This is a genomic window from Pelagibius sp. CAU 1746 (genome assembly GCF_039839785.1).
Classification (GTDB): Bacteria; Pseudomonadota; Alphaproteobacteria; order Kiloniellales; family Kiloniellaceae; genus Pelagibius.
The window spans coordinates 2,841,693-2,862,232 of sequence record NZ_JBDOQT010000001.1 but is presented as its reverse complement, the minus strand read 5'-3'; the positions used below and the strand labels follow the sequence as shown (position 1 = coordinate 2,862,232).

19 protein-coding genes are annotated in these 20,540 nt (G+C 67.5%); 16 read left to right on the top strand and 3 right to left on the bottom strand.

The annotated features are described in order from the left end of the window. Window positions 1-253 precede the first annotated feature (253 nt). From AAFN88_RS13620 to AAFN88_RS13560, 13 genes are all read left to right on the top strand, one after another. Window positions 254-1,582: an amidase gene (locus AAFN88_RS13620; protein ID WP_347520860.1), complete on the top strand. Its 1,329-nt coding sequence runs from the start codon at window positions 254-256 to the stop codon at window positions 1,580-1,582. Window positions 1,583-1,820: 238 nt separating this feature from the next. Further along, a complete protein-coding gene (locus AAFN88_RS13615) occupies window positions 1,821-2,444 on the top strand; it encodes a carbon monoxide dehydrogenase subunit G (protein WP_347520859.1) in 624 nt (207 codons plus the stop codon). Window positions 2,445-2,638: 194 nt separating this feature from the next. Then, a complete protein-coding gene (locus AAFN88_RS13610) occupies window positions 2,639-3,106 on the top strand; it encodes a (2Fe-2S)-binding protein (RefSeq protein WP_347520858.1) in 468 nt (155 codons plus the stop codon). A gap of 4 nt (window positions 3,107-3,110) precedes the next feature. After that, window positions 3,111-5,477, top strand: coding sequence for a xanthine dehydrogenase family protein molybdopterin-binding subunit (locus AAFN88_RS13605; protein WP_347520857.1), 2,367 nt, complete (start codon window positions 3,111-3,113; stop codon window positions 5,475-5,477). 15 nt (window positions 5,478-5,492) lie between these two features. After that, window positions 5,493-6,287 carry a xanthine dehydrogenase family protein subunit M gene (locus tag AAFN88_RS13600; RefSeq protein ID WP_347520856.1) on the top strand — a complete coding sequence of 265 codons (795 nt, stop codon included), beginning with the start codon at window positions 5,493-5,495 and terminating at the stop codon, window positions 6,285-6,287. A gap of 114 nt (window positions 6,288-6,401) precedes the next feature. Continuing rightward, the gene (locus tag AAFN88_RS13595) at window positions 6,402-9,536 is read left to right on the top strand and encodes a YdbH domain-containing protein (RefSeq protein WP_347520855.1); all 3,135 of its coding nucleotides are present in this window, start codon (window positions 6,402-6,404) and stop codon (window positions 9,534-9,536) included. Window positions 9,537-9,681: 145 nt separating this feature from the next. Next, window positions 9,682-9,885: a YnbE family lipoprotein gene (locus tag AAFN88_RS13590; protein WP_347520854.1), complete on the top strand. Its 204-nt coding sequence runs from the start codon at window positions 9,682-9,684 to the stop codon at window positions 9,883-9,885. A 51-nt stretch (window positions 9,886-9,936) separates the two neighbouring features. Further along, complete coding sequence (locus tag AAFN88_RS13585) at window positions 9,937-10,275, top strand: YdbL family protein (RefSeq protein WP_347520853.1); 339 nt, start codon at window positions 9,937-9,939, stop codon at window positions 10,273-10,275. A gap of 47 nt (window positions 10,276-10,322) precedes the next feature. Further along, window positions 10,323-11,252 carry a MoxR family ATPase gene (locus tag AAFN88_RS13580; RefSeq protein WP_347520852.1) on the top strand — a complete coding sequence of 310 codons (930 nt, stop codon included), beginning with the start codon at window positions 10,323-10,325 and terminating at the stop codon, window positions 11,250-11,252. 65 nt (window positions 11,253-11,317) lie between these two features. Continuing rightward, window positions 11,318-12,571: a VWA domain-containing protein gene (locus AAFN88_RS13575; RefSeq protein ID WP_347520851.1), complete on the top strand. Its 1,254-nt coding sequence runs from the start codon at window positions 11,318-11,320 to the stop codon at window positions 12,569-12,571. Beyond that, window positions 12,553-12,894 (top strand): XdhC family protein, encoded by a 342-nt coding sequence (locus tag AAFN88_RS13570; RefSeq protein ID WP_347520850.1) that lies wholly within the window; start codon window positions 12,553-12,555, stop codon window positions 12,892-12,894. The genes AAFN88_RS13575 and AAFN88_RS13570 overlap by 19 nt, the downstream gene beginning before the upstream one ends. Beyond that, window positions 12,891-13,634, top strand: a complete 744-nt coding sequence (locus tag AAFN88_RS13565; protein ID WP_347520849.1) for an XdhC family protein — start codon at window positions 12,891-12,893, stop codon at window positions 13,632-13,634. Before AAFN88_RS13570 ends, AAFN88_RS13565 begins: the two co-directional genes overlap by 4 nt. Then, on the top strand, window positions 13,631-15,271 hold the full coding sequence (locus tag AAFN88_RS13560; protein ID WP_347520848.1) for a molybdopterin-binding/glycosyltransferase family 2 protein: 1,641 nt from the start codon (window positions 13,631-13,633) through the stop codon (window positions 15,269-15,271). Before AAFN88_RS13565 ends, AAFN88_RS13560 begins: the two co-directional genes overlap by 4 nt. Here the strand turns inward: AAFN88_RS13560 and AAFN88_RS13555 are convergent. The 3 genes from AAFN88_RS13555 to AAFN88_RS13545 all read right to left on the bottom strand — a co-directional run bounded on the left by AAFN88_RS13555 (window position 15,258) and on the right by AAFN88_RS13545 (window position 17,321). After that, window positions 15,258-16,067: an alpha/beta hydrolase gene (locus tag AAFN88_RS13555; protein ID WP_347520847.1), complete on the bottom strand. Its 810-nt coding sequence runs from the start codon at window positions 16,065-16,067 to the stop codon at window positions 15,258-15,260. The genes AAFN88_RS13560 and AAFN88_RS13555 overlap by 14 nt on opposite strands. Window positions 16,068-16,193: 126 nt before the next feature. Next, window positions 16,194-16,577: a VOC family protein gene (locus AAFN88_RS13550; RefSeq protein WP_347520846.1), complete on the bottom strand. Its 384-nt coding sequence runs from the start codon at window positions 16,575-16,577 to the stop codon at window positions 16,194-16,196. A gap of 15 nt (window positions 16,578-16,592) precedes the next feature. After that, window positions 16,593-17,321: an aldolase gene (locus AAFN88_RS13545; RefSeq protein ID WP_347520845.1), complete on the bottom strand. Its 729-nt coding sequence runs from the start codon at window positions 17,319-17,321 to the stop codon at window positions 16,593-16,595. A gap of 169 nt (window positions 17,322-17,490) precedes the next feature. Here AAFN88_RS13545 and AAFN88_RS13540 point away from each other — a divergent pair, with 169 nt between their 5' ends. The 3 genes from AAFN88_RS13540 to AAFN88_RS13530 all read left to right on the top strand — a co-directional run bounded on the left by AAFN88_RS13540 (window position 17,491) and on the right by AAFN88_RS13530 (window position 20,538). Beyond that, on the top strand, window positions 17,491-18,600 hold the full coding sequence (locus AAFN88_RS13540) for an S-(hydroxymethyl)glutathione dehydrogenase/class III alcohol dehydrogenase (protein WP_347520844.1): 1,110 nt from the start codon (window positions 17,491-17,493) through the stop codon (window positions 18,598-18,600). Between the two features lie 132 nt (window positions 18,601-18,732). Then, window positions 18,733-19,578: an S-formylglutathione hydrolase gene (gene fghA / locus AAFN88_RS13535; protein ID WP_347520843.1), complete on the top strand. Its 846-nt coding sequence runs from the start codon at window positions 18,733-18,735 to the stop codon at window positions 19,576-19,578. A gap of 15 nt (window positions 19,579-19,593) precedes the next feature. Further along, window positions 19,594-20,538 carry a fatty acid desaturase gene (locus AAFN88_RS13530; RefSeq protein ID WP_347520842.1) on the top strand — a complete coding sequence of 315 codons (945 nt, stop codon included), beginning with the start codon at window positions 19,594-19,596 and terminating at the stop codon, window positions 20,536-20,538. Window positions 20,539-20,540: the final 2 nt, after the last annotated feature.

Sequence of the window (20,540 nt, the reverse complement as noted above, 5' to 3'; positions counted from 1 at the left end):
GACCGCTTCGGACGCGCGCAAATGCGCGGGTTCGCCGCCCCTGAAGAATGGAGGCTGATTTTCCGGAGGCTGTTGGTTCTGACAAGACGGCGGGTCCCAACAACCTGACGCGACTTGACCCCTTTTATTTTCCAGTTCGCTCAAGGCGTGCGGAGGAAGGCGAGCCTCACCCCACGCTTGCCCCCGCTATAAGGAATGGCCCGCAGCCTGCCGGCCTTCCCGACCCGCCGACGTACAACAGCGATCCCAGGACATGCAACTTTCAGCGCTTTCGATAGGCCAACTCCGCCACCTTCTGCAAGAGGGCCATGTCTCGGTCTCCGAGATCGTGGACTCGTGCCTCCAAGCCATCGAGAGGGACGACGGCGCGCTCAATGCCTTTGTCTCGGTCTTCGCCGAGCAGGCTCTGAGCGCCGCGCGGGACCTGGACGGGGAACTGCGGGCCGGGCGCAACCGGGGGCCGCTGCACGGCATCCCGGTGGCCGTGAAGGATCTGGCCGATGTAGCCGGCGATCCCACGGGTTTCGGCTCCAAGGCCTACGCCACCGGCGCGGCCAAGGCCGATGCCGCGTTCGTCGCCCGCTTGCGGGCGGCCGGCGCCCTCGTTCTCGGCAAGACCCAGATGGTCGAATTCGCCTTCGGGAGTTGGGGCACGAACTATGCCCTCGGGTCCCCCGTCAATCCCTGCGACCGCCGGCAAGACCGGGTCGCGGGCGGCTCCAGCAGCGGCTCCGCCGTGGCGGTGGCCGCGGGCATGGTTCCCTTTGCCATCGGCAGCGATACCGGCGGTTCCGTGCGTATTCCAGCCTCGCTCTGCGGGCTGGTCGGCCTGAAGACCTCGAGCGGTCTCGTCTCCACGGCCGGCGTCGCCCCGCTCAGCCCCACCTTCGACACTATCGGCCCCCTCACCCACAACGTCGCGGATGCCGGACTGGCGCTCGATGGACTGACCGGCGCCGACAGGCCGCTGCCCAAAGCTTCGCTGGACGGATTGAAGCTCGCCGTTCTCGACGACGAGCAGGCAGAACCGCTGGACGACGTGGTGCGCGAGCGGCATCGCGCCGCGATTCAACGGCTGCGGGACGCCGGCTGCCGGCTGACGCCGCTCCGCCTCCCCCTGGCACCCCTGGAGGTCCAGGCGCGCAACGGCGGTATCATGGCGTACGAGGCTTATGCCTATCTGTACCCCTGGGTCGACGACGACTCGCTGCCGCTCGATCCCTGCGTTCGGCGGCGCGTCCTGGCCGGTGCCCAGATCAGCGAGCAGGACTACACGGCCATGGTCGAGCAGCGGCGCCGGGACATCGAAGCGTTCCAGGACGTCTTTTCTGGGTTTTCCGCGCTGATCCTGCCGACGACGCCGAAGCTCCCCATCCCGCTCGAGCAGGTTGACGAATCCACGATCCCCATGTCCCGCCTGACCCGGGCCGCCAACTATTACGACCTCTGCGCGGTCTCCCTGCCGCTCGGCGGCGGCGGTTCGAACCTGCCGAGCGGTCTGCAGATTTCGATGCGGCACGGGCAGGACCGGGATCTGCTGGCGCTGGCAACGGCCGTCGAGGACCTTCTGAAAACCGGGTAAGATGCCGGCCATCACCGCTATCTCCGCGTCAACCCTGTCCAAGCTCCCGAAGCGGGCCTCCGCCCGCGTCCGTCAACCCCCATTTGGACCAAGGGGGGCTTGATCCGCGGGCGCGGAACGTCAATTCTGAGTGAAATGGGCGAAGCGAGAGGCCGAGGCCTCTTCACACCGTTCAGAACTGGCGAAGGGAGCCGCCCCCGCTGGGGGGCGCCACAGGGAAAAGGGTAAGCACGAAATCATGCAGATGACCGGCCAATACCGCATCGAGGCCCCGCGCGAGACCGTGTGGGAAGCTCTGAACGACGTCGAGGTCCTGCGTCTCTGCATCCCCGGGATCGAAGAGATCGAAAAGACCTCCGACACCTCCTTCACGGCCAAGGTGCGCGCCAAGGTTGGCCCGGTTTCGGCCCGCTTCGCCGGCCATGTCACCTTGAGCGACCTGGACCCGCCCAAGGGCTACACCATCTCCGGCGAGGGCAAGGGCGGCGCCGCCGGCTTCGCCAAGGGCGGCGCCAAGGTGAGCCTGGAGGAGGACGGCGCCGCGACCCTGCTGAACTACGACGTCCAAGCCCAGGTGGGCGGCAAACTGGCGCAGATCGGCTCACGCCTGATCGACGGCACCGCCAAGAAAATGGCTGACGATTTCTTCTCACGCTTCGCGCAGAACGTCGGCGCGCCCGCGGCCGAAACCCCGCCCGCCGCGGCTGCGGAAACCCCAGCGCCCCCTGCGGCTGCCCCGCAGCCTGCCGCAGCCGCACCGGAGCCATCGGACGCCGATGTGGGGGCCGGCGCCTCGCTGGGGGTCTGGGTCACCGGCCTCCTGGTCGCAGTGCTGATCCTGATCGCCGTCTTCGCTCTTTGAGTGGACCCGCACTTTTTTTGTGATGAAAAATTCACGAGGCCTGCGGGCCGCGCCCCTTGACGTGACTCGCTTGCGGCAACAGACTTCACGGTTCGAGGAATTCATACCGCTTGGCGCCCCCCGGATGCCGCGCGGCCAGAAATAACAAGAAGAACCGGACATTTCGTTCGGAGGTCAAGGAAGGGAGATACTCCATGCCCAGCGTTTCCATGACGGTCAATGGGCGGGCGGTGACGGGCGATGTCGAAAGCCGCACCCTGCTCGTCCAGTTCCTGCGGGAAAACCTGTCGCTCACGGGTACGCACGTCGGCTGCGACACCAGCCAGTGCGGCGCCTGCGTGGTCCACGTCAATGGCGAGTCGGTGAAAAGCTGCACCATGTTGGCGGTCCAGGCCGACGGCGCGGAGGTGACGACCATCGAAGGGCTCGCCAAGGACGGCGAACTGCACCCCATGCAGGAGGCTTTTCGCGAGAACCATGGCCTGCAGTGCGGCTTCTGCACGCCGGGCATGGTGATGTCGGCCGTCGATCTGCTGCAGAAGAACCCCAACCCCGACGAAGGCGAGATCCGCGAGTGGCTGGAAGGCAACATCTGCCGCTGCACCGGTTACCACAACATCGTCAAGGCCATCCAGACGGCCGCCGCCGACATGAAGGGGTAGGATCATGTCAGACACCGGAATTGGCGCCAGCCTCAAGCGCAAGGAAGACTTCCGTTTCCTCACCGGCCAGGGCCGCTACACCGACGACATCAACCGTCCGGGCCAGCTCTACGCCTACTTCGTGCGCTCGCCGCACGCCCACGCCAAGATCAAGGGCGTCAACACCTCCGAGGCAGCGAAGAGCCCCGGCGTGCGCGCCGTCTTCACCGGCGCCGACATGGCCGCCGACAATGTCGGCTCCTTGCCCTGCGGCTGGGTCGTGACCGACCGTCACGGCGAACCGCACAAGGCGCCGCCGCATTTCCCGCTGGCCCGCGACAAGACGCGCTACGTCGGCGACCACGTCGCCGTGGTCATCGCCGAAACCTACGCCCAGGCCAAGGAAGCCGGCGAGTTGGTCGAGGTCGACTACGAGGAATTGCCCGCCGCCGCCGGCCTAAGAACCGCACTGGATTCCGGTGCGCCGCAGGTTCATGACGAAGCGCCGGGCAACCTCTGCTACGATTGGGTCCTGGGCGACGAAGCCGAGGCCGACGCCGCCTTCGCCAAGGCCGCGCACATCACCAAGGTCGACCTGGTGAACAACCGCCTGATCCCCAACGCCATGGAACCGCGCGCGGCCATCGGCGAGTATGACGGCGGCACCGACAGCTACACCCTGTATTCGACCAGCCAGAACCCGCATCTGCTGAAGCTCATCCTCTGCGCCTTCGTGCTCGGCCTGTCCGAGAACAAGCTGCGGGTCATCGCCCCGGATGTCGGTGGCGGCTTCGGCTCCAAAATCTTCTGCTATGCGGAGGAGACCGTCTGCACCTGGGCGGCCAAGAAGGTCAGGGCGCCGGTGAAGTGGACGGGCGACCGCTCGGAGGCCTTCACCTCCGACGCCCACGGCCGCGACCATATTACCCATGCCCAGCTCGCCATGGACGAAAACGGCAAGTTCCTGGGCATGAAGGTCGAGACCACCGCGAACATGGGGGCCTACCTCTCCAGCTTCGCCACCTCCATTCCTACCTATCTCTACGCCACCCTGCTGGCCGGCCAGTACACCACGCCGGTGATCTACGTGAACGTGAAGTCGGCCTTCACCAACACCGCGCCGGTCGATGCCTATCGCGGCGCCGGGCGGCCGGAGGCGACCTACGTGGTGGAGCGGCTGGTCGAAGTGGCGGCCCGTGAGATGAACCTCGACCCGGCGGAAATCCGCCGGCGCAACTTCATCAAGCCGGATCAGTTCCCCTATCAGACTCCGGTGGCCCTGCAGTACGACATCGGCGACTACGACGCCTCCATGACCAAGGCCCTGGAGATGATCGATTACGACGGCTTCCCGGCCCGCAAGGCGGCCTCCGAGGCCAAGGGCAAGCTGCGCGGCATCGGCTTCTCGGCCTACATCGAGGCCTGCGGCATCGCCCCCTCGGCGGTGGTCGGCTCGCTGGGCGCCGGCGTCGGCCTGTGGGAATCGGCGCAAGTGCGCTTCAACGCCACCGGCACGGTGTCGGTCTTCACCGGCGCCCACAGCCACGGCCAGGGCCACGAGACCACCTTCTCGCAACTGGTGGCCGACACCCTCGGCCTGCCGGTCGAGAACGTCGAGGTGATCCACGGCGACACCGGCTCCATCCCCATGGGCATGGGCACCTACGGCTCGCGCTCGCTGGCCGTCGGCGGCTCGGCCATCGCCAAGGCCTGCGACAAGATCATCGAGAAGTCGAAGAAGATCGCGGCCCACCTGATGGAGGCCTCGGTCGACGACGTGGAGTTCGACAAGGGCACCTTCCGCGTGAAGGGCACCGACAAGGAAAAGTCGATCGCGGAGATCGCCTTCACCGCCTATGTGCCGCACAACTACCCGGAGGATCTGGAGCCCGGTCTTGACGAGACCGCCTTCTACGATCCGCTGAACTTCACCTATCCCTCCGGCGTCCACATCGCCGAGGTGGAGATCGACCCCACGACCGGCGTTACGGAGATCGTCGACTGGGTTGCGGTGGACGACTTCGGCAACGTCATCAATCCCATGGTGGTCGAAGGCCAGGTCCACGGGGGCATTGCCCAGGGCATCGGCCAGGCGCTGCTGGAAAACGCGGTTTACGACGGCGACAGCGGCCAGCTCCTGACCGGCTCCTACATGGACTACTGCATGCCCCGGGCCGACGACCTGCCGTCGTTCCGGGTCGGCATGACCCGCACCGCCTGCACCCACAACCCGCTGGGCGTGAAGGGCTGCGGTGAAGCGGGCGCCATCGCGGCGCCGGCGGCGACCATCAACGCCATCACCAACGCACTGGGCATTCTGTCCATGGACATGCCGGCGACCCCGGAAAAGGTCTGGCGGCTCGCCAACCAGCATGCCCAGGCCGCGGAATAAGGGGAGAACGAGAAAATGTACGACTTCAATCATCATCGCCCCGCTTCCGTGGACGACGCCGTTTCGGCGCTGGGCGCGGCCAGCGACGGAAAAATCATGGCCGGAGGGCAGACGCTGATCCCGACCATGAAGCAGCGCCTCGCCAGCCCGTCGGACATCGTGGATCTGGGCGCGATCGCCGGGCTCAAGGGGATCAAGGAGGAAGGCGGCAACATCGTCATCGGCGCCATGACCACCCACGCGGCAGTGGCCGGCAACGCCACGGTGAAGGCCAAGATTCCGGCCCTCGCCGCCCTGGCCGACGGCATCGGCGACCCCCAGGTGCGCAACCGCGGGACCATCGGCGGTTCCATCGCCAACAACGATCCGGCGGCGGACTATCCGGCCGGTCTGGTCGGTCTCGGCGCCACGGTGCACACCACCAAGCGGCAAATCCCGGCCGATGAGTTCTTCACCGGCTTGTTCGAGACCGCCCTGGCGGAGGACGAGATCATCACCGCCGTTGCCTTTCCGGTCCCCGAGAAGGCGGCCTACGCGAAGTTCGCCAACCCGGCCTCGCGCTACGCCATCGTCGGCGTCATGGTCAGCTCTGGACCGGCCGGCCTGCGTGTGGCCGTGACCGGGGCGGGCCCCTGCGTTTTCCGCCTCAGCGACGCCGAGGCGGCGCTGGGCGGTGGGTTTTCACCCGACGCGGTGGCGAACGTCAGCGTGTCCTCCGAGGGACTCAACAGCGATCTCCATGCCTCGGCGGAGTATCGCGCCAATCTGGTGGGCGTGATGCTGAAACGAGCGGTCGCCGCGGCGGGCTGACCGCCCTCCGCAAACCGCTGAGAAAGAGAAAGTTCACTGGGGCCGGCCGCAACGGGCCGGCCCCATTTCTTTTGCGGAATCGCCTTCCCGCCCGGCCTGCGCTAGCTTTCCCTTATGTCTCAAGGTGATGCCCCACGACGGCGCGGCCTTCGCCGTACCCTCGCCATCAGCGGCCTGCTGCTGCTGACCGCCCTCGCCGTGGCCGTCCTGCTGCGCGAGCCCCTCGCGACGCGGGCCGCCGTGTCCTATCTCGAGGGCCAAGGCGTCACTGTCCAGGGGCTGCGTGTCGCCACGCTGACACCCAGCACATTGACGCTCCAGGATATCGCCTTGGGCGACAACCGCGAGGCCGCGGCTCAGGAACTTGCCGTCACCCTCTCCTGGCCGGGGCTCTCTCCGGAGGTAACGCAGGCCGAGATCACAGGGCTGCGCCTGAGCCTCGATGTGACCGGCGAATCTCCTTTGCTTGGCAGTCTGCAACCGCTGCTGGAACGCTTCACCGGCGGCGACGGCGAAGCCGCCGGCGATACCGGACCCGCCACAGCGACGCCGCCCGCCCCCCGGGCGCTGCCCGTCGTCACGCTCACAGACGCGCAGATCGACTTCGCCACGCCCTCGGGTGCCATGACCGCCGACCTCACCGGCGTCGTGGAGCCCACCGATGACGGCGGCCTGCTGGCCAGCTGCACGCTGAACCTCGACAGCCCTCTCGGGCGTTTCCACGCCAGGCTGGAAGGGCACCGCGACCCGGCAGGCATCCTGCAGGTCACCGCCGGCCTCAGCGAAGGCCGGCTGAACTGGGAGGGTCTGACGGTCGGCGGTTTCAGCGGCCGGCTCTCGGTGGAAGGCCTGGGCGGCGACGATCCCCATGCCGGCGCCGATCTGGACCTCAACGGCCTGCGCTACCTGCCGCGCGACGGCGCCCCGCTCGAACTCTCCACCGGGCAGTTGCGCATCGTCGGCAATCCGCTACTGAGCGAGGTGCGACTCAGCCTGGAAGGCGACGGTGAACACCTGGAACTGACGGCCACTGCCAGCGCGCCGCCCGCCGGCGCGGCCAAGCGGCAAGCGCGGCTGACGCTGCAAGGCGAGGTGCTCAGCGCCGGCGGCCTGGCGCGCCTGGTCACCCTGCCCGGCCCGCAGGTTACCGCCGGCTCCCTGGTCCTGCAGGCCGAGGGCAGCAGCACCCTGCCGGCCGAGGCCACCCTGCCGCGGACCCTGGAGGCCCTGTTGGCGCAGCTCTCCCAGGCCGAGCTGTCCCTGAAGGGCGACGCCATCCTGGCCGATGTCGATCTTGCCGACGGCACCGAGGGTATCTCCGCGCACCTGCCGCTGATCGCCGAGAGCAGCGGCCGCACCCTGAACTTGACGCTCAGCCAGGACGCCGCGGTGCGTGTCGAGCGCCCGGCGCTCGCGAACCTGCGCCGCCTCGGCGCGCCGGAGGAACTGCTGCCCCTGATTACCTCCGGTCTGACCTTGACCCTCAAGGCCGGCGGCGACCTGCCCTTCGCCCTCGCCGCTTCCCCGCCCTGGCCGCCGCGCGCGGTGAAGGTCGCCGTGGCGGCGCAGGGCAGCAGCGACCAGGGACTGCAGATCGCCGCCGCCACCCAGGGCGACGCGATTTTGGATGCCAATCTGCAAGCGACAAGCTTCACCGGCACGGTGGAAACAGAGGCTTCCCTGGGGCGCTACACCCGGGCCGGCCGCGTGATAGAGAACCTCTCCCTCGCTCTGCCTCTCGACATCGACTACGGCCCGCAGGGACTCGACCTGAACCTGAAACGCAAGGGCCGCGTGGCGATGGACCAGTTGGGCGGCGAACTGCCGCTGCGCCTCGGCGCCCCCCTGGCGCTCAGCCTCACCGACCTTCAGTTCCACGTCGAGCCCAAGGCCGCCGGCTACAGCTATCGCTTCTCGGCTGAAAACGCGAAAAGCAACGGCCTCAGCCTTCTGACGGCGGCAGAGCCCATCCCGCTGGTCGCCGGTCCCTTCTCCCTGCAGGCCGGCGGACGGGACCACGGCGGGCGGGAAAACGGCGGCGCGGCCTTCGAGGCCTGGGCAAAAGCCTCACTCACCAGCCTGACGTTGCCGGACCGTGGCGTCCGTGCCGAAAATCTCGCCGTCGAAACGTCCTTGGACCGGGGGCTGCGACCGGTTCAGGGCAGTTTCGGCAGCGGGTCTCTCAGTATGGCGGAGCACGAGGCCCTTACCGCGCCGCTGCGGATCGACGGTCGTTTCGCGCGCAAGGGCAAGGGCTACGATCTGACCGCGGAACTGGCGCTGGCCGAAGATGCGACGCCACTGGCGGACGTCAGCGGGCGCTACAGCGACGATGGCAAAGCCCGAATGGAAGCCGCCAGCAAGCTGATCGTCTTCACACCGGAGGGCCTGCAGCCCGCACGGGTCTCGCCGTTGCTGGCCGCGCTTGAGGAAGTCGACGGCAGTCTTTCCGCCAAAGCGAGCCTGGTCTGGCCGCGGGATGCGGCTGCCGAGCAGGCCCGGATCACCGTGAGCGGACTCTCCTTCAGCGGACCGGCGGAGGTGGACGGTCTCGACCTCTCCCTGACGCTTGACAGCCTGCTGCCTCCGACCGCCGCGCCGGGCCAGCGCCTGACCCTCAGCCGGCTGGAAGCCGGAGTGCCGGTCGAAGCAATCGAGGTCACCTTCTCCGTCGAATCCCCGCCACGCCTGCGCATCGCCGAAGGCGGCTTCGACCTGGGAGGCGCGCGCTGGAGCATCGCGCCCGCGGTGCTCGATCCGGCGGCCGCGCGGAACCGCATCGTGCTGGGCACGGACGCCTTGGATCTGGCGACTTTCTTCCGCCTCATCGAGGTCGACGGTTTATCTGGCAGCGGCACCCTGAAGGGCAGCGTCCCCATCGTCTTCACCGGTGAGGACATCATCGTCGAGGACGGCCGCTTCGAGGCCCAGGAACCGGGCCGCCTGTCGATCCGCTTCGAGACGTTGCGCTCGGCGCTCTCCGGCGGTGGCGAGACCGTCGCCTTGGCGATCCAGGCGCTGGAGGACTTTCACTACGAGAACCTCTCAGTGACCCTCTCCAAGACCGCCGCCAACGACGCCACGGTGCGCCTCTCGACCCTGGGGCAGAATCCGGCGGTGCTGGACGGCCAGCCCTTCCAGTTCAACATCAACCTGGAAAGCAACCTGAGCAGCGTCCTGGAGGCGCTGCAGCAGGGCTACAGCCTGTCGGACGATGCTTTACGGCGGGCCTGGAAACTGCGCGATTGAGCGTCTTGTACGGGGCGGGGATAAACGGCAGTCTTCTTGCGAATCACCCGTTAGGTCACATGGCAGCGGCAAGGCTTGGCTGCTATGCTAACTTTCAGTTTCGGCCCTTTTCAGAGAGGGTTCCGACAGCAAGGGGAGAGACGATTTGAGCAGCTTTGGCGGTCGTGACACCGCTCTGGGGGGAATTCTCCTCTGCTTCGCCCTCGCCGCCTGCACCCCGAAGGTCCAGGTCGAGGCGCCAAAAGAGCCAATCACGATAAACCTGAATGTGAAATTGGATGCGGAAGTCCGCGTAAAGATTGAAGAACAGGCTGAGAAGGATATCCAGCAGAACCCGGATATCTTCTAGTCGGGCGCTTCTTTCCCGACACGCCCACGGACAGTCCCCAAAGGATCGAACATGACACGTCGTTGGTTCTCTCTCCTCTCCCTCCTCATGGCGGCCACGCTGGCGCTTCCGCTGCTGGCCGGCCCCGCCGCGGCGCAGTCCCTGGATGACCTCAGGGCCGCCGGCAAGATCGGCGAACGCTACGACGGCTTCGCCGTGGCGCGCGATTCCAATCTCAAGGACATGGTCGTCGAGATCAACGCCAAGCGCCGCGAGATCTACGAGAAGGAAGCCGCCAAACTGGGCGTCTCCCTCGGCGAGGTCGGCAAGGTCTACGCCGCGAAGATCGTCAAGCAGGTGCCGGACGGCACGTGGTTTTTGACAGCCGACGGGGATTGGCTGCAAAAATAGGGGCTGTCCCACCGCGGTCCCACCTCAAGTTAGCGAGTACAGTTCCTATGGCCGACAGGCCCCCCTTGCCCAATTCCGTCGACGACACCCTGAACCTGCTGGCGCGCGGCAACTACATCGGCGAGCGCAACTTGGCGACGGTCCTCTTCCTGGCGCTGAAACGCGGCCGGCCGCTGTTCCTCGAAGGCGAGGCCGGGGTCGGCAAGACCGAGATTGCCAAGGTGCTGGCAGAGACCCTGGGCCGCCGCCTGGTGCGCCTGCAATGCTACGAGGGCCTGGACGTCGCTGCGGCGGTCTACGAGTGGAACTACCCGCGCCAGATGGTGGAGATCCGCGTCGCCGAGGCCGCCGGCGAACAGGATCGCGAGCAGCTGAGCGGCGACATCTTCGACGAGCGCTTTCTCATCGAGCGGCCGCTGCTGCAGGCGCTGCGCCCCGACGAACACGGCGCGCCGGTGCTGCTGATCGACGAGTTGGACCGAACCGACGAGCCCTTCGAGGCCTTCCTGCTGGAAGTGCTCTCCGACTTCCAGATCACCATCCCCGAACTCGGCACCATCGCCGCCGCCGAGCCGCCGATCGTCATCATCACCTCCAACCGCACGCGTGAAATCCACGACGCCCTGAAGCGGCGTTGCTTCTACCACTGGGTCGACTTCCCCAGCGCCGCGCGCGAGCTGGAAATCCTGAAGGTGAAGGCGCCGCAGGTGCCCGCCGAGCTGTCACGCCAGGTCGTCGCCTTCGTGCAGTCGCTGCGCAACGAGGACCTCTTCAAGGCGCCGGGCATCGCCGAAACCCTCGACTGGGCCGAGGCCCTCACCCAGCTCGACAAGGTGGCGCTCGACCCCCAGGCCGTGGACGACACCCTGGGCGTGCTGCTGAAATACCAGGACGACATCGCCAAGATCCAGGGCAGCGAGGCCGCACGCATCCTCGACGAGGTAAAGGCCGAGTTGTCCCACGCCGCCTTCGCCTGATCCTTCGCGGCCCGGCTGGGCGACGCGACTGGTTGACCGGGCCTGGCTGCGCTAAGATTTCTCCCATGATCGAACCGCAAGACCCTTCCGGCCCCGGCGCACCCCCGCCCGACAATGGACGCATGGCGGAGAACATCCTCTATTTCGCCCGCACCCTGCGCGCCGCCGGGCTGCCCGTCGGGCCCGGCAAGGTGCTGGACGCCTTGACGGCAATCGAAGCCGTGGGCCTGGGCCGGCGCGACGATTTCTACTGGACCCTGCACGCGGTCTTCGTGAACCGGCGCGATCAGCAGGAACTCTTCGATCAGGCTTTCCACGTCTTCTGGCGCAACCCCGAGATCCTGCAGCGGATGATGGCGCTGCTGCTGCCCGACATCACCCCCCTGGCGGGCCAGAAGCCCGACGCCGCCGAGGAACTGAGCCGCCGCCTGTCCGACGCCATGCGCCCCAAGGAGGGAGAAGGTCAGGAGCCCGACTGGGAAGAGGAAAAGCAGGAGATCGATGCGGCCCTCACCTTCTCCAGCAAGGAGGTGCTGCAAACCACCGATTTCGAGAAGATGTCCGCGGCCGAGTTGGCCGAAGCCAGGCAGGCCATCCAGAACATGCGCCTGCCGATCATGGAAGTGCCGACCCGGCGCTTCCGTCCCGGCGGCGGCCGGCGCGCCGACCTGCGCGCCACCATGCGCGCGGCGCTGCGCCAGGGTGGCGACATCATCCCCCTGCGCTTCAAGAAGCCGCGGCGCCGCCATCCGCCCCTGGTGGTGCTCTGCGACATCTCCGGCTCCATGAGCCGCTATTCGCGCATGCTGCTGCATTTCATGCATGCGGTCACCAACGACCGAGACCGTGTTCACACTTTCGTGTTCGGCACCCGCCTGACCAACATCACCCGCCACCTGCGCCAGAAGGATGTCGACGTGGCCATCGAGAAGGTCGCCGGGAGCGTGGTCGACTGGGCCGGCGGCACCCGCATCGGCGCCTGCCTGCACGATTTCAACGTCACCTGGGCGCGGCGGGTATTGGGCCAGGGCGCCGTGGTGCTGCTGATCTCCGACGGCCTGGACCGCGACAATGCCGCGGGCCTGGAAGGCGAGGTCGAACGCCTGCACAAGTCCTGCCGGCGGCTGATTTGGCTGAACCCGCTCTTGAGATATGATGCCTACCAACCAAAGTCATTAGGGGCTAAAGCCTTGATCCCGCATGTGGACGACTTCAGGACGGTGCACAACCTGCAAAGCCTGAGCGATCTCTCGGAGGTCCTGAGCCGGCCGACGATGCGGCGTGAGGAAGGAATGACGACATGGCGGACGGGAACATGACGACAGGAAAAGCCGAGGACTTGCTGGCTGAAGCAGCGCGCTGGCGCGACGAGGGCCACAAGGTGGCCCTGGCGACGGTGGTGGCGACCTGGGGCTCCTCCCCGCGGCCGGTCGGCAGCCAGCTCATCGTCGACGACACCTTGCGGCTCCAAGGTTCGGTCTCCGGCGGCTGCATCGAGGGTGCGGTGGTGCACGAGGCCCAGGCCATCATGGCGGGCGCGCCGCCCAAGCTGCTGGAGTTCGGCGTCACCGACGAACAGGCCTGGGACGTCGGCCTGGCCTGCGGCGGCACCGTCAAGGTCTTCGTCGAGAACGTCGAATGAAACGAGAGATCCTCGACCGGCTGCAGCAAGCCCGCGCCGCCAAGCAGCCGACCGCGCTGGTCACCGACCTGACGGACGGCCGCCAGTTGCTCCAGGCGGACGGCGACAGTCTTGGCGAGCTGTCGCTCGACGCCGCTCAGCAGGCGGCGGTGACGGCCTCCATCACCACCGACCGCAGCGGCCCGCTGGCCGAGCACCCGAATCTCTTCGTCCATGTCTATAATCCGCCGCTGCGCCTGCTGGTGGTCGGCGCCGTGCACATCTCCCAGGCGCTGGTGCCCATCGCCCAGGTAGCCGGCTACGAGGTCATCGTGATCGACCCGCGCAAGGCCTGGGCCAACGAGACCCGCTTCCCGAACGTGCAGCTCATCGACGACTGGCCGGACGAAGCCATGACAGCCTTGGCGCCCGACCACCGCAGCGCCGTCGTGGTTCTGACCCACGACCCCAAGCTGGACGATCCGGCACTGGGCGTGGCGCTGCGCTCGCCCGCCTTCTACGTCGGCGCCCTGGGCAGCCGCAAGACCCACGCCAAGCGCGTCGACCGGCTGCGCGGGCAAGGCCTGAGCGACAACGAGATCGCCCGTATCCACGCTCCCATCGGCCTGGCGGTCGGGGCCAAGAGCCCGGCTGAGATCGCCATCTCCATCATGGCGCAGATCACCCAGGTGCTGCACGGCGTGCCGCCACTGGTGAAGGCCAAGCAGCCTGAGGCGCCCGCCAAGGAGATGGTAGGGTGATCTTCGGCCCGACAGCCGTGACCGAGGCCGAGGACTGCATCCTCGCCCACTCGTTGCGCGGCGCCGGCTTCAGCTTCAAGAAAGGCCGCCGGCTCTCGGCGGAGGACGTCGCCGCCCTGCAGAACGCGGGCATCGCGGAGGTCGTCGCCGCCCGCCTGGAAGACGGCGACGTGCATGAGGACGCGGCGGTGACCGAACTGGCCGCGGCCCTCATCGGCAGCGGGCTCACTGCCACCGCCAGCTTCACCGGGCGCTGCAACCTGATGGTCGCGGAGCGCGGCGTGCTGGTGGCCGATCGCGCGCGTATCGACGCCTTCAACCTGGTCGACGAGACCATCACTCTGGCGACCCTCGCACCCTATGACCTGGTGGAACCGCGCCAGATGGCCGCGACCATCAAAGTCATCCCCTTCGCAGTGGCACGCGGGGCACTCGACGCCTGCCTCGCCGTGGCGCGCAACGGCCCGCCGCTGCTTAGCGTGGCGCCGCTGGCCGCGCGCAAGGTCGGCCTGGTGCAGACCCAGCTTGCCATCACCAAGGAGAGCGTGCTGGACAAGACCCGGCAGGTCATGGACCAGCGCCTCGCCAACCTGGACTGCCCCGCCGTGCTGGAGCGGCGCTGTGCTCACGACAGCGGCGCCGTAGCCGAGGAACTGAAGGGTCTCGCCGGCGAAGGCTGCGACATCCTGCTGATGTCGGGCGCCTCGGCCATCGTCGACCGCCGCGACGTGCTGCCCAGCGGCCTGGAGGCCGCCGGCGGCAGCGTCACCCACTTCGGCATGCCGGTCGATCCCGGCAACCTGATCCTGCTCGGCGAGTTGCAGGGACGTCCCGTCGTCGGCCTGCCCGGCTGCGCCCGCTCGCCCAAGGTCAACGGCTTCGACTGGGTGCTGCAGCGCCTCGTCGCCGGCCTCGCGGTGACGCCGGAAAACGTCATGCGTCTGGGCGGCGGCGGCCTGCTGAAGGAAATCGCCGCGCGCGGCCTGCCCCGCGCCGAGGCGGTGGAAACCCCGGAGGGCGCGCCGCGCGCTCCGAAGATCGCCGCCGTGGTGCTGGCCGCCGGACGGTCACGGCGCATGGGCAAGGTGAACAAGCTGCTGGTGCCGGTCGACGGCAAGCCGATGGTAACGCACGTCCTCGACGCGCTCACCGCCTCCCAGGCTCAGCCCCTGGCGGTGGTCACCGGCCACGACTACGCCGCGGTGGAAGGGGCGCTGCCGCCAAGATCACGTGAGGGGCGCGGCTTCACTCTGACCCACAATCCCGACTACGCCAGCGGCCTCTCCTCCTCGCTGCGCCGCGGCCTGGCGGCGCTGCCGGAGGACATCGACGGCGTGCTGGTCTGTCTGGGCGACATGCCGCGCGTCTCCCCGGCGGTCCTCAACCGCCTCATCGCCGCCTTCAATCCGCTGGAGGGCCGCGCCATCTGCGTGCCGACCTGGCAGGGTAAGCGCGGCAATCCGGTGCTCTTCGCCCGCCGCTTCTTCGCCGAGATGCAGGAGATCGCCGGCGATACCGGCGCCCGCGCGCTGATCGGCGAGCATGCCGACGTGGTCTGCGAAGTGCCGATGGACGACGACGCCGTGCTGCTGGACGTCGACACGCCGGAGGCGCTCGCAGCGCTCAGCGCGTCTTGATGAACTCGATCACCTGACGCACCACCTCGGGGTCGTCCAGGATATCGGTGTGCCGCGCCGTGGGGTGCCAGATCGCTTCCTTGGGTTCGATCGCCGCGTCGAAGAGCTTGCGTCCGAAGCGGATCGGCACCACCGGATCGTTCTCGCCGTGCAGGATCAACAGCGGGCAGCGGATAGTGTGGATGCGCGACTGCGAGTCCCAGGGATCGCGGAGCAGCGGGCGCACCGGCAGGTACCAGTAGTGCGCCGCCGCCACGTCGGCGATGGAACTGGGCGGCGCTTCCAAGACCAGCGCCGAGGGCGGGCGCTCGCTGGCCATCTTCACGGCCACGGCGGTGCCAAGCGATTCCCCAAAGTAGACCAGGCGGTCGGCCTCGTAGCCCTGGTGGTGCGCCCAGTCGATGACCGAGCGCGCGTCGGCGCTGAGCCCCTCTTCGCTGGGGCTGCCCGGGTTGCCGCTGTAGCCGCGGTAGCCGGTGGCGAGCAGCCCGAAACCGGCCTCGATGAAGGGCCGCATCTTGGCCACGGCGTTGTTCAGGTCGCTGGCGTTGCCGTGGAAATAGACGATGAGCGGCAATTCCGGATCGCTGGGGGCATGGAACCAGTGGGTCAGAGTCAGCCCCGGGTGGCTGTCCGTCACGACGGTTTCCAGGCCCGGCAGGTCGTGGTCCGCGACCCGCGGGTTCACGGCCGCGGCGGGGTAGATAAGATTGCGCTGGGCGAGAAACATCACCAGCACGATGAAGACGTAACCGCCAATCGCTCCCCAGACCCAGATCATCAGGCGTTTCCTCATTTAGCCTCCGTTCCCGCGGCCGGCAGGCGGGGTCCGGCAATGCCCTCCGCCCCCAAGGTCTACGCCGAATGGGTTGACGGAGGGTAAGCGCCCCTTGCCCAGGGCATTTGGCTCACGCGGACGCGATTACGGCCAGGTATTTGCGCCCTGGGGAAAGTCCGAGCGCTGCGGCTCCACCACGCAGAAACGCTGGCCGCCGGGAGCCTCCATCACCCACCAGGTCCGCACCTGCGCCACCCGCTTGGCGCCCAAGGTCTCCAGCCGCCTCACCTCGGCGGCGACGTCGTCGGTTTCGATATCCAGGTGGACGCGGCTGTCATGGTCGACCCGCTGCAGCAGAACCTGCGGCTGGCCGGCGACCTCCTCCAGGTCGAGATATCTGCCTTCGCCCTCCGCCGTCTTCGGCGCCACGACGGCGCGCCCCAGAGCGCCGCTCCAGAAACCGGCTTCACGTTTGAGGTCGTCTGTGCGGCAGTCGATCACGACGGCGGCGAGACGGCTGTGATGCATTCTTTCTACCTTTCCCTAGCTGGCATAACTGCGGTCCTCGGCATCGAGCAATCCCTTCAACGCGGCGAAGTGTGCTTCCGCGTAGTGCATCGAGGCGGCCGGGTCCTTGAAGGTGGCGCCTGCGATGTTGTCGCTGACCCGGCGCAGAGGACGCCCGGTCGAATGCGCCAGCACCTGCACCTGGCAGGCACGCTCCAGGTAGTAGAGGTCTTCGAAAGCCTTGGCGATATTCGGGCCGACCACTATGACGCCGTGGTTGGCAAGGAACAGAACCCGCTTGTCGCCCATGGCGCCGGCAATGCGCTCGCCTTCCTCGACTTCGGTGGCGATGCCGTTGTAGGTGCCATCGTAGGCGACGTCGTTGTAGTAGCGCAGCGCGTTCTGGCTGATCGGCTCCAGCGGCGTATCCGCCAAAGACGTCAGCGTCGTCGCATAGGGCATGTGGGTGTGCAGCACGCAGGCGGCACGCGGGTGTTCCCGATGAAAGCGCGAGTGGATACAGAAGGCTGTCGTCTCCAACTCTCCGGCGCCTTCCAGCACCTTGCCGTCGTAGCCGACCAGCAGCAGGTCGCTGGCCGTGAGCTGCGACCAGTGCTTGCCGAAGGGGTTGACCAGGAAGGCGTCGGGGCGTTCGGGCGGCGCGTAGCTGAAGTGGTTGCAGATTCCCTCGTTGAGGCCGAAGCGGGCCGCCAGGCGCAACGCGGCGGCCAGGTCGATCCTTGCTTGGATCAGGGAATCGTCCATGAAATCCTCCATCGGTTTACCTGCGCCATCATAACGGCTTCCCGGCGCCGCGGCCTAGTCTCACATGACCAAATTTGTGTCGCTGCCCGGGGTGGCGGGCCGCCGCCCGGCGTCATACACTGCCGCCCTTCGACAAGATTCGATATGGCAATTTCTTCAGGGGGTAGCAATGGACGTACGGGCTGCGGTGGCTTTCGAAGCGGGCAAACCGCTAGAAGTGGCGACGGTACAGCTGGAGGGCCCCAAAGAAGGAGAAGTCCTGATCGAGGTGAAGGCGACGGGGATCTGCCACACCGACGCCTTCACGCTGTCCGGGGAGGATCCCGAGGGGCTGTTCCCGGCGATCCTGGGCCACGAGGGCGCGGGCGTGGTCGTCGACGTCGGCCCCGGGGTGAAGTCGCTGAAGAAGGGCGATCACGTGATCCCGCTCTACACGCCGGAGTGCCGGCAGTGCGAATACTGCCTCAATCCCAAGACCAATCTCTGCCAGGCGATCCGCGCGACCCAGGGCCAGGGACTGATGCCGGACGGAACGAGCCGATTCTCCATCGACGGCAAGCCGGTGCTGCACTACATGGGCTGCTCGACCTTCGCCAACTACACGGTGCTGCCGGAGATCGCTCTGGCCAAGGTGCGCGAAGACGCGCCCTTCGATAAGATCTGCTACATCGGCTGTGGCGTCACCACGGGCGTGGGCGCGGTGGTGAACACGGCCAAGGTGGAGCCCGGCGCCAACGTCGTGGTCTTCGGCCTTGGCGGCATCGGCCTCAACGTGATCCAGGGTGCCCGCATGGTGGGGGCCGACAAGATCGTCGGCGTCGACCTGAACCCGGCCAGGAAGGCGCTGGGCGAGAAGTTCGGCATGACCCACTTCGTCAACCCCAAGGAAGTCGACGGCGACGTGGTGGCTCACCTGGTGGAGCTGACCGGCGGCGGAGCCGACTACTCCTTCGAGTGCATCGGCAACGTGAACACCATGCGCCAGGCGCTGGAGTGCTGCCACAAGGGCTGGGGCGTGTCGGTGATCATCGGCGTGGCCGGCGCCGGCCAGGAGATCGCCACGCGGCCGTTCCAACTGGTGACGGGACGCGTGTGGAAGGGCACCGCCTTCGGCGGCGCGCGCGGGCGCACCGACGTGCCGCAGATCGTCGACTGGTACATGGAGGGCAAGATCAACATCGACGACCTGATCACCCACACCATGCCTCTGGAGGAGATCAACAAGGGCTTCGACCTCATGCACGAGGGCAAGTCCATCCGCTCCGTCGTCGTTTACTAGGTCGATCCCTAATCAAGCGGCCTATTCGGACTGGAGCCCAAACGCGGTATCATGGGCCGATTCGGGTGGCGGTTCGCGATGGGGAAGACCGCCGCCCGGCCTCCTGCGAGATCAAGAGGGCTAGGGGCGGATATGGATCTTACAGTCAACAGCCAACAGCGCTGCTTCGAGGGGACGCAGGGCTTCTACAGCCACGCTTCGGAAGCCTGCGGCGGCACCATGAATTTCGCGGTCTACCAGCCGCCCCAGGCCAAGGGCGGCAACAAGGTGCCGCTGGTGACTTACCTCTCGGGGCTGACCTGCACCGAGGCGAACTTCACCGAGAAGGCCGGGGCGCAGCGCATCGCCGCGGAACTGGGGGTAATGGTGCTGGCGCCGGACACCTCGCCCCGCGGAGCGGGCTGCCCGGGCGAGGACGACGACTACGACTTCGGGACCGGCGCCGGCTTCTACCTCGACGCCACCCAGAAGCCCTGGTCCGACCGCTACCGCATGTACTCCTACGTCACCCGGGAACTGCCGGCCCTGATCGCGGAGCACTTCCCGGCCGACATGAGCCGCCAGGGCATCATGGGGCATTCCATGGGCGGACATGGCGCGCTGACCATCCACCTGAAGAACCCCGGCACCTACAAGTCGGTCTCGGCCTTCGCGCCCATCGTCGCGCCAAGCCAGTGCCCCTGGGGGCAGAAAGCCTTCCTCGGCTATCTCGGCAAGGACGAGACGGCCTGGCAGGACTACGACGCCTGCGCGTTGATCCGCAAGCAGCCCTCGGACGCCCTGCTGTTCATCGACCAGGGGGTCGAGGACCCCTTCCTCAGCGAGCAGCTGCTGCCGGACCTGCTTGTCGAAGCCTGCGAGGAGGCCGGCCAGCACTTCGAACTGCGCATGCAGCCGGACTACGACCACAGCTATTACTTCATTCAGACCTTCATCGAAGACCATCTGCGCCACCACGCCAAGATCCTCTGCGGATGAAGCGGGGGTGAGGTCATGGATGACGCCCGCCCCCTGCCCCCGGTTTCGCCGCCCCCGGCGTCCCCGTCGGGACGACGGGCCGCCCTCGACCGGCAGACCCTGAAAGCGCTCTCGGCGCCGAGCGACGCCAAGGGCTTGCGTCAGCTTGCCGGCCACCTCGCGCTGCTGGCGCTTACCAGCGCCTCGGTGCTGTGGAGCGGTGGCAGCCTATGGCTCGCGCCCGCCCTCATCGCGCAAGGTATCGTGCTGGTGTTCCTCTTCGCCCCACTGCACGAGACCATCCACCGCACCGCCTTCCGCAGCCGCCGCCTGAACGACGGGGTGGCCGCGCTCTGCGGCTTCCTGCTGCTGCTGCCCGCAGGCTATTTCCGCGCCTTCCACCTGCAGCACCATCGCTTCACCCAGGATCCCGCGCGCGACCCGGAGATTTCGGGGCCGCCCTTGTCGACCCGGCCCGCCTATCTTCTCCACGTCTCCGGCCTGCCCTACTGGGGCGAGCGGCTCGTCACCACCTGGCGTCATGCCATGGGCCGGACGCCCGAGCCCTACATCACAAGCAGGCTGCGCCCGGCCATCGTCCGCGAGGCGCGGCTGCACCTGGCCGCCTACGGCCTCGCCGCGGGCGCCGGCCTGCTGGCCGGCGGCGAAACTCTGCTGCTGCTCTGGGTGATTCCGGCCCTCATCGGACAGCCGGTTCTAAGGCTCTATCTGCTGGCGGAGCATACGGGCTGTCCGCAAATCCGCGACATGCTGGCCAACAGCCGGACCACCTTGACCGCCGCTCCGCTGGCGGCCCTGTGCTGGCACATGAACCTGCACACCGCCCACCACGCCTATCCGGGCCTGCCGTTCCACGCCCTGCCCGCCGCCGACCGCCTGCTGGCGCCGCGGATCAGCCTGCGGGCCTCCGGCTACATCGCGGTACAGCGGGAAATCTGGCGCCGCCTGACGCCGGCTTGAAA